Below are 16116 nucleotides of genomic sequence, written 5' to 3' on the forward strand. Positions count from 1 at the left end.
ATCTGAAAGTACTATATTGAATAGTTCGTTCTTTTGTTTTTCATTAAGTGTTGAAGAAATCATTTTTTTTAAATCATCCATTCCAATATCCCTCCAAATTGGGTTTAAATTATTAGTTAGTATCATCTAACTACAATCATTATATGGAATAGAATAGATATGGCTTGGACAAGTATCATTAAAAAAGTTTTTACAATATTTTTTAGTAAATAATAAATTACGTTGAGATAATTTGATAAAATACAAAAAAGACTATCNNGATAGTCTTTTTTGTATTTTTAATCAAAATTTATGTATATCGTTCCAAAATATACGGGGTAAATACTTTAGATGTTGTATAAAAATACAATATTGTTATTTTGTTGTGTAGGCTACAAGTGCTTTTTGAATGCTGTAAATACTATCGTCTTTTCTAAATTCTCTCGTAATTGGATCATGCATACCTGATATCCAAATTTTTAATTCAGCCTCCAAGTCAAAGTGACCAGCTGTTTCTATGCTAAATTGTGTAATACTTTTATATGGAATAGAATGGTATTCTGTTTTTTTACCAGTCATACCTTGTTTGTCTACTAAAATCATTCGGCGATTTGTAAATACAATTAAATCACGAATTAACTTATAAGCGTGTTCTACTTGCTCATCGTCTAACATAATCGCTTGTAAATCACGTTCTACGCTGCTTATATCTGCATCAGATGCATTTCCTAAAATGCCACTAAATAAACCCATTATGAAGTCCTCCTTTATGTATAGAATGAGTTTCTTTTATTGTAACATGAAACGGAAAAGCAGATTCTTACTTTTCGATATGAGAATTCATTTTCAATTGCAATGAAACAATTTAATACTTCATCATAATATCTTATGCTAATATATTTGTGTAAGAACTTTTTATACACTACTAATTTGAAATATGACAGAGGGACAATATATGAACAATATCGGATTAGTTTTAGAAGGCGGAGGAATGAAAGGACTTTATACAGCAGGTGTATTAGAATTTTTCATGGAAAAAGAGTTGTATTTTCCTTATGTGATAGGTGTTTCAGCAGGGGCTTGTATGGCTGCTACGTATTTATCTCGTCAAAAAGGAAGAAATAAGAAAGTAAACACGGAACTTGTAAGCGATCCACGTTACATCTCATTTCGAAATTTTTTACGAAAACGTGAATTGTTTGGCATGGATTTTTTATTTGATGAAGTACCTAACAAAATTGTTCCATTTGATTTTCACACATTCCAAAACGGGGCAGAACAGTTTGTTATTGGCACAACTGATTGTGAGACAGGAGAAGCTGTGTATTACAATAAACATGAACACGGAAATGATATTTTAAAAATTATTCGTGCATCAAGCTCTGTACCATTTATTGCTCCGGCAGTTGAATATGATGATAAACAGTTACTAGATGGAGGGATTACAGACCCAATTCCGATTCAGAAAGCGCAGGCTGATGGATTTCAAAAAAATGTGGTTATTATGACGAAACCAGCAGGATTTGAAAAACAACGGAATAAGCTATCGTCTATTGCGAAATGGTTGTATCGACATTATCCTAATGTGGCAAATCGTCTTGTTGAGCATTATGAAATCTATAATAATACTATATCTTATCTCTATTCAGAAAAACAAAAAGAGAATTTCTTTGTTATACAACCAAGTGTTCAGTTACCTGCAAGTGGATTGGAACGGAATAAAGAAAGATTAGTTCATTTATATGAACTTGGTTATAACGATGCTCAGAATCAATTTGAGCAGCTAAGACAATGGATTAAGTAAAATAATATTTTGTTAGATGGAGAAAGTTGAAATCGCGGTCATGATTAGGTGATTTTAATGAAAAGCATAAGAGCGTAATGAAATTAGATTGAACAATTTACGTTCAATCTAATTTCATTTACCGTATTTTTACAACAAAAAAACAAATAGTTTTAATGATGTCATCTATATTCAACCGGCAAAGGAATTTGACTTCCTACATTAGAATTTAATATCTGATGAGTAAATAAGGAGGGCCAAAGTATGAGAACTCGCTTTCACCATATTGTCAGGGGTGTACTTATAAAAGACGGAAAGCTTTTGGTAGCACATTTTAAGGGGCATCATTCTTTTTTACCAGGAGGACATATTGAATTAGGTGAGTCAGTCGAAAATGCACTTATACGAGAGTGGGAAGAAGAAATAGGTGCAGCTTGTTCAATCGAAAAATTCCTTGGTGTAATTGAAAATCAGTGGAAAGATGGAGACACACTACATTATGAAATTAATCATGTCTTTAAAGTTAACAGTGATAAATTAAACACGGAAACACCTCCTAAATCTAGAGAATCTCATCTGGATTTTTATTGGATGATACCTACTGAAGAAAATTTAAAAAGATATAAAGTCATGCCGGATGCTGCCGTACAAACACTTATGAAAAAAATTCAAGAGCATGACATAGAAACATGTTGGGTTAGTACACTTTAAATTCTTGAAACTGGATTTATGTTAAAAAGGTGTTTTCACGTCTAGAAAACACCTTTTTGGTTTGTAAAGTTTTTATAGTCGAATACTTTATTCTATTTAGTCTTAAATATAAAATTTGTTCACAAAAAATACACTATATCCATAGTAAATAACGAGGAAACAACCCACTTGTTACTGAAATAAGTATTGAGTTGAACAGAGGAAAGGAGGCAAAAAATGAAGAAACTAATGAGTCCAATTATGTATGATTTGGCGAAGCAATTAAATCTAGGGAATCCTGCTGCTGTTACATTGTTTTTAGAGAGCATAAAGAAACAAGAAACACCTATTGTGGAGACTTGCCCAATTGATGATGAGTACCATCTTGTTACATATATTTGGTTAGGTGATGAACAAACCGAAAATGCATATGTATTTGGCAGTTTTCCTGGGTGGGATTTGACGGCCAATGAAATGAATAAGCTTTTACATACAAACATATGGTTTAAAACATTTCGAACAAAAGATAAGTTTGCTTCGACGTATTATTTTTCAATTAATGATGACTTTGAACAAGATTGGGTAAAACGAAGTGAAAATTATAAGCGTGATCCATTGAATTCTAAAATATTTGGGCATAAAGCAGGACCAATATCTGTTTTCGAGTTAGGCCTATCGTCACAAATTGATAAAACTAAGCAACAAACTCATATTCCAAAAGGAAAAGTAGAAACACATCAGTTTCATAGTTCTATATTAAAGAATGAACGACAACTTTGGATATATACTCCGCATAATTACTCACCTGAACAAGCTCCTTATGACCTTCTTATCATGTTTGATGGCAGTTCTATGCTGCAGACGTTATCAGCAGCTGCAACACTAGATCATCTTATACATACAAAGGAAATTCCACCGTGTATTCTAATTGGCATTGATCATGTAGATCGATTTACAGAACTCACATTTTACGAGGAAATGAATATGTTTTTAACAAAAGAGCTACTTCCGTGGCTCCAACAAAGATATCATGTTAATGCAAATCCGTATCATATAACAATTGGCGGATTCAGTCTCGGTGGTTTAGCAGCTTTTTATACAGCATTGCGATATCCAGATCTCTTTGGAAACGTTTTATCAATGTCTGGTTCTGTACATTGGAAAAACGAAGATTACGCAGAATCACACCCTTGGATTGAAAATCAATTTAAAAGAAGCAGCACATTACCATTACAAATTTATATGAGTGCTGGGGAGTTGGAAAATAAGCCATTGTTAGAAGCAAATAGGAAGTTATCAGAAGTACTTAAAGAAAAAGAGTATCAAAGCACTTATGTTGAATTCCCTGGTGGTCACGATGAATTGTGGTGGCATAGACAGTTTGCTCAAGGATTAGTATCCTTACAACAATTTAAAATACCTATGAAATAATAAAAAGGGAGGAGAAAACATATGAAGGATAGAGAAAAAGAAATAGATAAGGCATTAAAGAAACAAGAAATTTTAGTGAAAGATGAGAAAGTTTGGTCATATACGTACGAAGATCATATTAGTTCTATTATTAAACGTTCTCAAAAAGAAGGCGTATTTGATGATTTAGTAGGAAAAGGAAAGCCGCTACAAATTGATAAAAGTCTCTCTTATAATCCAGAAAAACAACTATATAAGACAATGAAAGATAATCATATATTACCGAGGTGGATTGAACTTTCGAAAGAAATTGATGCGTTAAAGGAAAAATTGCATACATGCATGGAGAAGGAAGGATGTGCTGTAATGGTTGAAATCATTAATAAAAAAATTTACGAGCACAATTTAACTTGTCCACCATCAGCACAAAAAATGAAAATAAGTAAACCAAGTTAATATTGGATGATCGATACTCTTTTTGAGAATAAACTCGGAAAGAGTATTTTTAGTAGAAAAAGTCGTTATAAACGGATTTTTATGATCAATTATTGAGGAAATTAATTGTTTATGAAAATGAATTTTACAAGAATTCTCTTTAAATGGATTTTTCATGTGCGTTAAAGGTAGGATAAACATATATAACGAAGTGTACTATTAGGACGGAAGTGAGGAAGAGGCATTCAGAATCTATTATTTTTCGTAATATAAATCAATATATTGAAGCAGAAGGTTTAAAAAGAAAACGTTTAGCGAAATGTATGAACATGTCTGAGTCAAATTTCTCTGACTATCTAAATGGAAAACAAATGAATGGTATTTATGATTTTGCGGCTAAACTAGCTAATACTTTAGGTCATGAACAAACGTTTTTTATGAACGATTCGTTTCATCATTTGAATCAAGAGCCANNTAACAAAAATTTGTGACTTACTTGAAATTTATGATAGAGGTGATTCACATGCCTGAGCTTTCGTTTGCAGATCTTCCGCAAATTTTAGAAGAAAATCAAAAGATAAAGTCTGAAGTAGAAAATTTAATGAAAAAGTATTTACAGCATTACCACCCAAGAGGCTGGACAATGATTGAAGGTGCAAAAAATATATTTCTACACAACATTTTTTCATTGAAGCACCAATTCAAGATCAGTCTTTGGGTGGTTTTATTCGTTCTACAAATACGGATAAGTATATTTGCTATGTGAATACGTATCAATCTCGAATTTATCAAAATTTTAGTCTGCTTCATGAACTGTATCATCTTATTTCATTTCAATAGCTTAAGCAGCAATTACATATTATTCATGTAGACCTTGATAAAAATCAATCTGAACAAAAAGCTGATTATTTTGCATAGGTTCTATTAATTGATGAACATGAGTTAAATGCTTTTTATACGGATACAGAAAATGAATTTGAAACTACATTAACAAAGATTCTTCTTTGTATGAGCCGTTTTCAGGCGCCGTACAAAGCAACTCTTATTCGTCTCTATAAATTGTACCTAATTGATGAAAAAACATTGGAAACATATTTTGATAAAACAATTGATTATCATAGAGAATTTGAAGCTCTTGGGTTAGATCCTTATATGATTGAACGAAGTAATGTTGTGAACTTTGGAAAACTAGAAAAGTTAATGAATCAGTATACTTTACCTTATACAGCACAACAAGCTAACCAACAAGTTCTTGAAGAAGTTATTGGGTATTTCCATAAAATGAAGGGAGAGGCAGCAGAGTGACATCTTCAGAACTAAAAAGTTTTATCCAACAATAAACACACTTCATTACAGACATTGAAGAGAGTATAGAGAGTATTTTAAAGAAAGGCCATGTGTTCTTATATGATACGTCAGTTATTTCTTCTCACGAGAAAGCTTTTTATCAGCATAAAGCGACGTTATTTCTTGAACATACGAAAAGATATTCCTATCTTAGTCACAGATTGTAATCGCAAAAGAAATGCGTCTTACAGAGGATTTAGAAGGGTGATATTTAGCTTATTTATCAAAATTTGATACAGTTCTTTATGTAGAAGAGCGTGATTTGTATGAATTACTTAAAGTAGAATATGCAGCAGCACAAGCGAAACAAAAGTTTTTAATTGCAAATGAAAAAGCATTTTCCTGCATACAACCATTGCGAGAAAGCATTAGAAAAGCAAGAAATACATTTCAAATTGCTGAAAAGATTGTATTTGACGACTATGAGGCGTTTTTTGTGAATTGTAATCATAAAAATCATGGAGAAATGTCATTATTATGGACAGCCAGTATATTGAATCAAGCAAACCATCACATTTGTTGGAAATAAACAGAGCGTGACAAATAATCCTCATGTGATTTACATTATTTGTAATGATGTCTTGCTACAAAGTTATAACGTACAACAAGGTGATGTTGATACACTGGGAATACTGGTGCAAATATATCGAAATGAAGAACGTAAAGTGATTTATCATAATCGAAAAAGTGGCATTTTACATTTAATTCGTCAAACAGAAAAGATAGTAAATACGGATTTTGTAGAAAAAATTATATCTAATAGAATACAAGTCATTTATTAAAATTCTTCCTAAAATAAGGGAGGATTTTTATATTTTATAAATATATTATGTTAACTGAAAATGATTAAATTTGAGTAAAGGAAAAATAGGTTAGAGTTGGAATTATGACACATTTTTATATAAAACATATTTCTGTGTATATTTAGAAAATAAGATATCAATATTAAATGTATAATTGAAACTAAGCTAGAAAATAAACTTTTAAGTGCAATATAAATATAAATTATGGCTCTGATCATTTAGCATGAAATTTCTCCAGCTGTGTGTTGTGATAAATTTTACTGAATGAAATCATAATGGTTCATTTGAAATATGGAGTTTCAAATGATTATTTGAACATGCTATAGATTGTTTCAAAAACCCCTATTCCGTCTCAAAATATATAGTTTACTTGGTTTTAGAGATATGAAACCACTCTCATTTTACAACTTCCTATAATTTATATTATGTTAACTGTAAAAAAATAAATCAACTATAATTAAGTAAGTGCTATTTTTGATCTCGGCTTCCCTTCTGAGGTTTAAGAGTGAACAATGAAATACAAAAAAGATTATTGCGTTTGCTATATTGCTCTATAAACGCGCTAATCTTTTTTGTTGTTTAGTATCAATCATTGAACTTTGTTGAGTATTTCGGTCAGGGGCTCAAATTGGTTTTTAAATTCTAAATCGCTTTTTATCCAACTTTGAAATGTTGTTTTTTTGATTCCGATACTTTCACAGGATTTGCTAATCGAATTGTGTTTTTGATATTCAATAAGAAAATCTTTTTTTCTTTTAGTAACTGAGAAATACTAACTGTGTGACTGTTTTTGGCTATTACACCGTCAGCAACGAAAAAACCTAAAATATATGCCATGTTGTTAGACCAAATTTTAAAATAATCTTCATTTAAATCATATTTACGCTTCCAGCTTCCACGCGCTCTCTTTTCAATATTGTTATCTGTTAGGACCATGCGAACGTATCTAGAAGAAACATTAGCTAAATTTGCGATGTCTGATGTGCTAGAACCTTCTAAATATAACTTAATCATTTCTGCCTTTTCCATCGTGCATTTAGACTTCTTTTCGTCCTTTCTACACATTAACAGTATCCCCTTTCAACAGATATAAAAATTGAGTATATCTTCTTCTATATCATATGAAAGAACAAACATTCTGTCTGCCGTTAATAAAAAGATAATCAATAAAATAAAGACTTTAGCAACTATAAGAAAGATGCTAAAGCCTTTATTTTTACTTAACTTAAATGATAAAAATAACGATTTTACATCACTAATTTATTATATTGATATGATTATATATTCAATAAATTCATTTTGAAAAATAAACTCATGATTGACGGCATACAAAAATAAAAATTAGAGATCTAATCTTTATTTTCATGCAGGATAAATAAGAAAAGCTGCGGGAATAACCGCAGCTTTTCATCACTTCCACCAACCATCAAATATAGTTACAGGAAGTTGTCGTTTATGTTCTGTAGCTAAATATCGTTTTTCAATCGCTTCTGCTACTTCTTTTTCTACTTTCTTACCTTCTAAATAATCATCCAATTCATCATAAGTAACTCCTAGCTCGGTTTCATCTGCTTGTTGTGGTTTATTATCTAATAAATCAGCTGTTGGAACTTTTAAATACAATCTTTCTGAAGCGTCTAAAGCTTTCAATAGTTCTCTTCCTTGTCTTTTTGTTAATCCAGACAACGGAAGAATGTCAGCACCACCATCGCCGTATTTAGTAAAGAAACCGGTCACAGCTTCTGCTGCGTGGTCTGTACCAATTACAAGAAAGCCATTTTGACCACCTACTGCATATTGTGTAATCATTCGAACTCGAGCTTTCACATTTCCTTTATTGAAATCTGTAAGTTGCTCTTTTGCATCTTTTTTATATTGCTCTGCAAAAGCGTCAACTGTAGTTTTGATGTCAAATGCAAGTTCTTCATCTGCTTGAATGAATTGTAACGCTGCTTGTGCATCAGCTTCATCTTTTTGAACTCCGTAAGGTAAGCGAATAGCTACGAATTTTACATTATGCCCTTCGGCTCTCAGTTCTTCTACTGCTAGTTGAGCGAGTCTTCCAGCTAATGTTGAATCTTGACCACCGCTAATTCCTAAAACGAAGCCTTTTGCTCTTGTTTTAAGTGCATACTCCTTTAAAAAATCGACTCTTTTACGAATTTCTTGAGTAGGATCAATTACTGCTGATACGTTTAAGTCCGACATGATTTTTTGTTGTAGAGTTGTCATTACAAAATCTTCCCTTTCGGTTTTTAGAGTTTTATATGAAATGTAATCCCTATTATTGATACAAACCTTTTTCTTTGATGTAATAGTAGCAGCTATCCGGGAGAAGGTAACGCGGTTCGCCGCCTTTAGAAAATTCTTCGCGTATATATGTAGAACTTATTTCCATAGCTAATCCTTTATCGATTAATTGAAACCTACCATCGTCATAATTGCGAAGGAGAGCAGATCGACTAATCGTTTGGAGCATATCGATACCATTGCGAGCCATAACGATAAAATTATTTTCACTTATTAATTCTTCAGCCATCTTCCATTTTCCATCAGCGATATCTACTAAAAGGTCTGCACCCATGATAAAGAACAATTCTGCTTCTTTTAATATAGTCCTAAAATGCTTCATTGTATAGTATGTATAATGTTTGCCTGGTAATACGTTTAATTCATGAGTGTCTAGAATGAACTTCGGGTTATCTTGTATGGCTAAACTAATCATTTTAGCACGGTGATCACCGGTCGTTTGTATTTTCTTATCGATACGCTTGTTTGTAGAAGGTAAAAAGATAATGTAATCTAGTTTTTTACGATGTGCCACAGTGGAAGCAGTCCACAAATGAACATTTGTGATAGGATCAAATGATGAACCATATATACCAATTCGTCGTCCTTTTTTAAATAGTTCGCTAATATCTTTTTCTGGATTCAATTCTTGAAGGTACTCCATATTTTTAGTTGATTCGATTTCATTTATTTTCATTTGCCAATCATCTCCGCAACTTTTTGTTTTACTTCCTCAATATGCTTCAGTTTGTTGTCTCAACACTTAAATGACAAAAATCTATCAAGTTAAAATAAAGCAAAAACCTCTTCTTTTTGGTTTCGAAGAGGTTTTTGCTTATACGGATTATGTTACTTGAAGCAATTGTTTATTTCTCAAAAATCTTTTTATTTAAAACAAACCAGACATTATTTACGCCTTGTCCATTTATATCACCGACCTGCGTATCTTTAAAATAGTAATAAAGAGGATGGCCTTTATACGTTGTTTGCTTCTGTCCATCTTCTCTTGTGATGGTTCCAAAATCGCTTTTGTTAAATCCACTAGGAGCCACTATGTTTTCCGCATGGAATGTAGGCCAAATTTCAGAACATTTACCTTTACAATTACTTACTCCTGGTTCATCCTTTGTGAAGTAATAAAGTGTCATTCCTTGATCATCTGCTAAATATTTTCCGATTCCATCCGATTCTAACACTTGAAGCTTGTATTTGTTTGACTTATCACTGATCGTATCGGTGATGGATAATTCTTTTACATTCACACGGGAAATGGAAAAATCCCGATTAAGGATATAAGCGCGTTCTCCCTCCCGGTTAAAGACAATTGCTTGACGGGGTTCTGTGAAACCACTGATTGTTTTAATCACACGGTTATCAGAGACGTTGATCACATCGATAGTATTGTCTGCCTTGTTGCTTGCGAAAAGCAATTTACCATCGGGTGACAAGGCTGCACCGTATGGCTCATGTCCAACTTTTACCTCGTTGACGATTTGTCCTAGAGAGATGTCCACCACGGAAATGCTGTCACGACCGCTGTTTGCGGCATACAATGTATGACCATCAGCACTCACGGAGATTCCACGAATCATAGAGAAACCAGTAATCTCACGTACGATGTTCTTAGTGGCTGCATCAACTACGGACACCTTATCTCCTTTAAAGTTTGTTACAAACACATATTTTCCGTCCGGAGAGACTGTAATACCTTGGCGTGGTTGGGTGAAACCAGTGATGACCGCAGTTGGTTTGCGTTTCTCAAGGTCCACGACAGTTACAGAACTGTGTGCCTGATTGTTCACGTATAGCGTTTTTCCATCAGGGCTGACAGCGGTGCCGAATGCACCTGGACCGACTACGACTTCATCCTTTAAGGTTAGGCTTTTTGCGTTATAGAAGCGCAAAGTGCCAAGCGTACTATCCGAGACGACGAACTCTGAGCCATTGTTAATGAACACGATGTTTCTCGGTGTGACAAAGCCATCGATTTCCTTTCGTAAAGTGCCTTTAGCAAGGTCATAGATACGGATGGATTGTTCGCGACTATCTGAAACAATCGCAATCTGCTCATCGGGACTTATAGCGAGGGAGTTGTTAGTGATGTTGCCATCGAAGCTCTCCTCTGCCATAGGGCTTTTCTTTTCAGTAACTGAGGCAAAAATGGCAGTCGGAAGAATAATAACAAACATCAAAGCTACAACCAATACACTTTTAAATTTCATTTTTTTTAACATTTCTTCACCTCGTTAAAAATTTTTTGCATGATAAATCTTCAAGACACCTACACGTTTTTTGATTCCCTCCTTTTGTAATCGTGTCTGAATTTTTATCCCTTCGTTCTATGTAAACGTACAGATGGACAAATTGGTTTGAACATTATAAAAGAAAATATCGATTTTTAAAAATATTTTTAAAGAAGCCCAACGAATCAAGTGGTTTAGTTAGGTTTTTCAATTTTAGCTATTTTATTTTCCGCTCAAATAATAAATCATACATAATATCTATTATGTACTGTCTATAAAACTAGAAAAAACTCGTTGACCAACAAATAGGTATTTGTAATGACATTCTACCCCCTCCTATATCGTAAATATTTTAAATTTTATAAATATTATTACCGTTTTGATTATACTTATAAATTATAATTAAATAAAATTAAAGATTTTAATTTGTAAGTAAGTGCTACTAATATTCGAAAAGGGATGCAGCCATTAATGTTTAATAATTACTATATTGTTGAAGGTACAAAACACGGTTCTCTGACTATAGCTGCACGGAATCTTCATGTGACTCAATCCACAATCAGCCAGCCTATTGCCAGCTTAGACATCCCCCTCTCTTTAGCTTCTCTTTTTAAATTTGTAGCATAGTTCATTCATAGTTTAGGTGTTTTTGTATTTTACTTCTATAACTCCCCTTTTTGCTGAAGAAAATGTTTGTAAAAATTAAGGACATTGGAGTTTTGAATTGTTAGAAGGACTTTAAAATTTTAAATCGAAAATATATCAATTAGTACATATTGATTGGAGCGATAAAAATAATGAATATGAAAAACTCTTTGAAAACAGAGGTAAATAAGGTTGTTGAGTATTATTCTACCTTTGATGAGTGGGGACGTCTTGATCGTGAACCATTAGAATTTCAGGTTAATTGGCACTATATACAAAAATATTTACCTAAGACAGGGAAAGTACTAGATAATGGAGCTGGACCTGGTAAATATGCTATGAAATTGGCTGAACAAGGATATAGAGTTACATTAACTGATCTTGTGCCTAGATTAGTTGAGGTTGGTGAAAATAAAGCAAGAGAACTAGGTTTATCTGACCGGTTTGATGGTTTTCATGCTGCAGATGCAAGAAGTCTTACTTTATTGGAAAACGAGCAGTTCGATGCTTCTCTTATGATGGGACCTATGTATCATTTACAATCAGAGCAAGACCGTAATTTAGCAATTAAAGAATTATATAGAGTCACAAAGAACGATGGGATTGTTTACGTAGCTTTTATGCCAAGAATTAAGCATGTTCTTTCATCGCTGCTATATCCTCAGACGTGGAAACCGAATGATAACATGGATTCCATTCAGCAATTTATCCGTACGGGTGAATTTAATCATAGTGACGAAGGACGATTTACAGGAGCTTATTACTTTAATATTGAAGACATAAAACCTTTTATGGAGTCTTATGGCTTTGAGACATTAAATCTTATCGGTTCATCTAACATAGGTACTCTTTTATCAAAAGAGCAATGGGAATACTGGAAAAATCGTGGAAAAGATGAGTTCACTCAACTTATTGAATTATTAAAAGAAACAGCAACCAATCCTCACGTTTTAGGAGTATCTTCTCACTTACTTTACATAGGAAAAAAGAAAGATAACTAAGTGTTTTATTAAAAAACAAATATAGCAGTGAGTGTTGACAAATATCTGGTATAAATATAAAGAAGATGAATGTCTACAATAAGACTCATCTTCTTTCTTTATTAACAATTTGAATCTCGGGTTCCTCTTCTAGGATAATACCTTGCTGCCGTTACTATAAAAAACTATATATTTCGCACCTTTTATTAATCATAAAGATCCTGAATCGCTTGTTTTGTCTTTTTTAGTTGTTTTACTGTAAATTCATATTGAGAAGAGGCATATGTAAAAAATACTACATCTACTACAAATAATTGTGCAAAACGAGAACTTGTTGCACCGCTACGAAGCTCAGCTTCTGGAGCACGAGCTGTAAATAAAGAAACATCAACCATTTGTGAAAGTTTATTATTTCCTATACGAGAAAGACCAATGGTTTTCATCCCAAATTTTTTTGCGCTTTTCACTAACTGAATCACTTCTCTTGTTTCTCCACTATAAGAAATTCCCCAAAATACTGCGCTTTCTGATTGTGTTGCCATTGTCATTACCAATACATGAGGATCTGAAATAGCATATGCTTTTTTTCCTACGCGATTCCACTTCTGTGCAGCATCTTCAGCGACAAGGAATGATGCTCCTACTCCGTAAATATAGATAACATCTGCATTATGTAATATATCTACTGCTTTTTCAATAGATTCTGGTTCTAGTTGACTAGCAGTGTCATGAAATGTTTGTACCGTATTAGAGACTGTTTTCTCAATAATTGATTGCACTTCTTCGTTTGATTCAATATCTAAATATCCTACATGTCGAATGTGTTCTACTTCTGCAGATAAACGCATTTTTAAAGCTGGGAATCCTGATATTCCTAAAGAACGACAAAAGCGAATAACAGCTGCGCTACTTGCTTCTGCCGCTTTTGCTAATTCATGTATAGTCATATTTGTGACGTCTTTAGCATGTAGCAGAATGTATTCTCCTACCTTTTTTTCAGATACAGGTAATTCATTCAAAACTAACTTAATTTGAGATTGAATACTGCTCACTTTCACTCTGTCAGCCCCTTTTCATTTGTTCTTATTATACAAAAAAAGTACGATTGACCAAAAGTCTAATCGTACTTTTTAAGATATATTATTCTTGTTCCGTCATCGCTTCCTTTGGTACACCAAAGAAATAGGTTACGATAAACCCACCGATGTAACCTGCAAATAATCCAATGACGTATTTCCACCATACTCCACCAGCAATTAAAGGAATTAATGCTACACCAGATGGTCCGATAGCAATTGCACCAACGTTACCAAGTAATCCGATGACCGCTCCTCCAATACCTCCACCGATACATGCGGTGATAAAAGGACGGCCTAATGGTAGTGTAACACCGTAAATTAACGGTTCCCCAATTCCGAGAATTCCTACTGGGAGTGCACCTTTGATTACATTTCTTAAAGATTTATTTTTACGGCAGCGAATCCATAATGCGATTGCTGCACCAACTTGCCCAGCACCTGCCATCGCAAGAATAGGAAGTAATTGTGTCATACCTGTTGTATTGATCATTTCAATATGAATTGGTATTAATATTTGGTGTAATCCTAACATAACAAGTGGTAAGAATGATGCACCAAGTACAAATCCTGCAAATGCACCACCGCGTGATAATACCCAATTGATAGCACCAATTAAGTTATCTGAAACAAAACCTGCAAACGGCATAATCAAGAAAATGGTTACAAGTCCTACTATTAATAATGCGATTGTAGGTGTCACAATAATATCAATTGCATCGGGAATCACTTTACGTAATTTCTTTTCTACAAATGCTAAGATCCAAACAGCCAATAATACCCCAATAACTCCACCTTGTCCTGGTGATAACGGCTGACCAGTAAAGATATTAGGAATTGGATTTTCTGGCGTCATGCCAGTTAAAAGGGTAATACCACCGATTACTCCACCAAGTGCTGGCGTTGCATCGAATTCTTTTGCCGCATTAATGCCGACATAAATTACTAAATAACTAAAAAGTGCATTTTTTATCACATTTAAAACTGTTACATATTGTCCCCAAGTTTCTTTGTCTAAATTGCCTGCTGTAATATTATTTAATAGAATAGAAGCAATACCAGCAATTAACCCTGCTCCAACGAATGCTGGTATAAGAGGAATGAAAATGCTTCCAATTTTTCTTAAAAAATTTTTAAAAGGTGTATTATTCTTTTTCTTTAATTCTGCCTTGATGTCTGCACCTTTTGCTTGTAGTTCTTCTGCAGAAGAAGCTTTTAAAGAACCACCTTGTCCTTTTTTCTCTGCTAACACAATGCCGAATTGTTCTGCTACTTTTGTTACAACACCTGGTCCAAGGATAATTTGGTATGTTTCATCATCAACAGTACCAAGAACCCCATCAATCTTTTTTAATACTTCTTCATTAATTAAATCACGATCTACAGGTGTAACACGAAGACGTGTCATACAGTTTGTATATGTTGAAACATTTGCGCTACCACCAACCGCATCTAAAATTTGAGATGCCATGCTATGATATTTGTTCATCATGTCTCCCTCTTTTCGGTTATTTTAATGCTTGTCTAACAAATCCTTGTCTTTCTTCTAATTTCTTCATTGCTCCTTCTTTTGAAAGTCCTGTCAAAATCATTATAATCGCGATTTTGGGCTTATTATCTGCTTTTACTAAGTAGGTTTCAGCTGTTTCATAATCGCAAGATGTTGCTTCCATCACGATACGCTTTGCGCGCTCTACTAACTTTTCATTTGTTAGTTGAACATCAACCATTAAATTCCCGTACACTTTACCGATTCCTACCATAGAGGCTGTTGAAAGCATATTGCAAATTAATTTTTGTGATGTACCCGCTTTTAAGCGAGTTGAACCAGTTAATACTTCTGGTCCGTTTACTACTTCAATGGCAATGTTTGCGACTTTTCCTACTGCTGATCCTTTGTTACAGCATACTGCGACTGTTTGTGTGCCTATTGAATTTGCATATTCTAATCCACCAATAACGTATGGAGTTCGGCCGCTTGCTGCAATTCCTACTACAATATCTTTGTTTGTTAGATTAATATTTTTTAAATCTTGAATACCTAATTCTTTACTGTCTTCTGCACCTTCTACTGCTTTAATGAAGGCTTTTTCACCACCAGCGATTAATCCAATTACTTCTTCTGGATCTGTTCCGAATGTTGGAGGACATTCAACCGCATCTAACAAACCAATACGTCCGCTAGTTCCAGCACCTATATATACTAAGCGGCCGCCTTTTCTTTTTGCTGCAACAATCGCTTCAACTGCTTTTGCGATTTGTGGAAGTTCTTGTTTCACTGCTTCTGCGACTTGTGCATCTTCTTCATTCATGATTGTTAAAAGATCAATTGTTGACATTTCGTCTAAATTCATTGTTTTTTTATTACGTGTTTCGGTTGTTAAATTTTCTAGCATAATTCTCACCCTCATTCATTTATTGAAACCGCTTTCTTTT

16 protein-coding genes and 1 pseudogene are annotated in these 16116 nt (G+C 33.5%); 9 read left to right on the plus strand and 8 right to left on the minus strand.

The features are described 5' to 3' along the window. Positions 1-354: 354 nt before the first annotated feature. A complete protein-coding gene (locus CN326_RS17450) occupies positions 355-732 on the minus strand; it encodes a PH domain-containing protein (protein ID WP_098310248.1) in 378 nt (125 codons plus the stop codon). A 202-nt stretch (positions 733-934) separates the two neighbouring features. On the opposite strand from CN326_RS17450, the gene CN326_RS17455 reads away from it, so the two are divergent. The 7 genes from CN326_RS17455 (at position 935) to CN326_RS25180 (ending at position 6173) form a co-directional block, all read left to right on the plus strand. Continuing rightward, a complete protein-coding gene (locus tag CN326_RS17455) occupies positions 935-1783 on the plus strand; it encodes a patatin-like phospholipase family protein (protein ID WP_098310249.1) in 849 nt (282 codons plus the stop codon). A 243-nt stretch (positions 1784-2026) separates the two neighbouring features. Beyond that, a complete protein-coding gene (locus CN326_RS17460) occupies positions 2027-2473 on the plus strand; it encodes an NUDIX domain-containing protein (protein WP_098310250.1) in 447 nt (148 codons plus the stop codon). A gap of 216 nt (positions 2474-2689) precedes the next feature. Then, positions 2690-3883 carry an alpha/beta hydrolase gene (locus CN326_RS17465; RefSeq protein WP_098310251.1) on the plus strand — a complete coding sequence of 398 codons (1194 nt, stop codon included), beginning with the start codon at positions 2690-2692 and terminating at the stop codon, positions 3881-3883. Between the two features lie 21 nt (positions 3884-3904). Beyond that, the gene (locus tag CN326_RS17470) at positions 3905-4318 is read left to right on the plus strand and encodes a DnaJ family domain-containing protein (protein WP_098310252.1); all 414 of its coding nucleotides are present in this window, start codon (positions 3905-3907) and stop codon (positions 4316-4318) included. A gap of 502 nt (positions 4319-4820) precedes the next feature. Next, on the plus strand, positions 4821-5063 hold the full coding sequence (locus tag CN326_RS17480; protein ID WP_098310253.1) for a hypothetical protein: 243 nt from the start codon (positions 4821-4823) through the stop codon (positions 5061-5063). 242 nt (positions 5064-5305) lie between these two features. Then, the gene (locus tag CN326_RS17485) at positions 5306-5602 is read left to right on the plus strand and encodes a hypothetical protein (protein ID WP_098310254.1); all 297 of its coding nucleotides are present in this window, start codon (positions 5306-5308) and stop codon (positions 5600-5602) included. 304 nt (positions 5603-5906) lie between these two features. Further along, positions 5907-6173, plus strand: a complete 267-nt coding sequence (locus CN326_RS25180; RefSeq protein ID WP_253629578.1) for a hypothetical protein — start codon at positions 5907-5909, stop codon at positions 6171-6173. 970 nt (positions 6174-7143) lie between these two features. Here the strand turns inward: CN326_RS25180 and CN326_RS17495 are convergent. The 4 genes and pseudogenes from CN326_RS17495 to CN326_RS17515 form a co-directional block, all read right to left on the minus strand. Then, positions 7144-7512 (minus strand): annotated as a pseudogene (locus tag CN326_RS17495) (helix-turn-helix domain-containing protein); the annotation flags it as partial. A 345-nt stretch (positions 7513-7857) separates the two neighbouring features. Next, positions 7858-8679, minus strand: a complete 822-nt coding sequence (gene nadE / locus CN326_RS17500) for an ammonia-dependent NAD(+) synthetase (protein ID WP_098310256.1) — start codon at positions 8677-8679, stop codon at positions 7858-7860. Positions 8680-8731: 52 nt separating this feature from the next. Beyond that, a complete protein-coding gene (nadD, locus tag CN326_RS17505) occupies positions 8732-9433 on the minus strand; it encodes a nicotinate (nicotinamide) nucleotide adenylyltransferase (RefSeq protein ID WP_176524668.1) in 702 nt (233 codons plus the stop codon). A gap of 169 nt (positions 9434-9602) precedes the next feature. Further along, positions 9603-10970, minus strand: coding sequence for a beta-propeller fold lactonase family protein (locus CN326_RS17515; protein WP_255258152.1), 1368 nt, complete (start codon positions 10968-10970; stop codon positions 9603-9605). Positions 10971-11450: 480 nt separating this feature from the next. On the opposite strand from CN326_RS17515, the gene CN326_RS24305 reads away from it, so the two are divergent. Together CN326_RS24305 and CN326_RS17520 are read left to right on the plus strand one after the other, a co-directional pair. Next, a complete protein-coding gene (locus CN326_RS24305; protein ID WP_141525070.1) occupies positions 11451-11606 on the plus strand; it encodes a helix-turn-helix domain-containing protein in 156 nt (51 codons plus the stop codon). Positions 11607-11776: 170 nt separating this feature from the next. Then, positions 11777-12625, plus strand: coding sequence for a class I SAM-dependent methyltransferase (locus CN326_RS17520; RefSeq protein WP_255258153.1), 849 nt, complete (start codon positions 11777-11779; stop codon positions 12623-12625). Positions 12626-12810: 185 nt separating this feature from the next. Here CN326_RS17520 and CN326_RS17525 read toward each other — a convergent pair whose 3' ends face one another. The 3 genes from CN326_RS17525 to murQ form a co-directional block, all read right to left on the minus strand. Then, a complete protein-coding gene (locus CN326_RS17525) occupies positions 12811-13662 on the minus strand; it encodes a MurR/RpiR family transcriptional regulator (RefSeq protein ID WP_098310257.1) in 852 nt (283 codons plus the stop codon). An 82-nt stretch (positions 13663-13744) separates the two neighbouring features. Next, on the minus strand, positions 13745-15169 hold the full coding sequence (locus tag CN326_RS17530; RefSeq protein WP_176524669.1) for a PTS transporter subunit EIIC: 1425 nt from the start codon (positions 15167-15169) through the stop codon (positions 13745-13747). Between the two features lie 19 nt (positions 15170-15188). Next, complete coding sequence (murQ, locus tag CN326_RS17535; RefSeq protein WP_098310259.1) at positions 15189-16076, minus strand: N-acetylmuramic acid 6-phosphate etherase; 888 nt, start codon at positions 16074-16076, stop codon at positions 15189-15191. Positions 16077-16116: the final 40 nt, after the last annotated feature.

It is taken from the genome of Bacillus sp. AFS018417, from assembly GCF_002560985.1.
Lineage (GTDB): Bacteria > Bacillota > Bacilli > Bacillales > Bacillaceae_G > Bacillus_A > Bacillus_A rhizoplanae.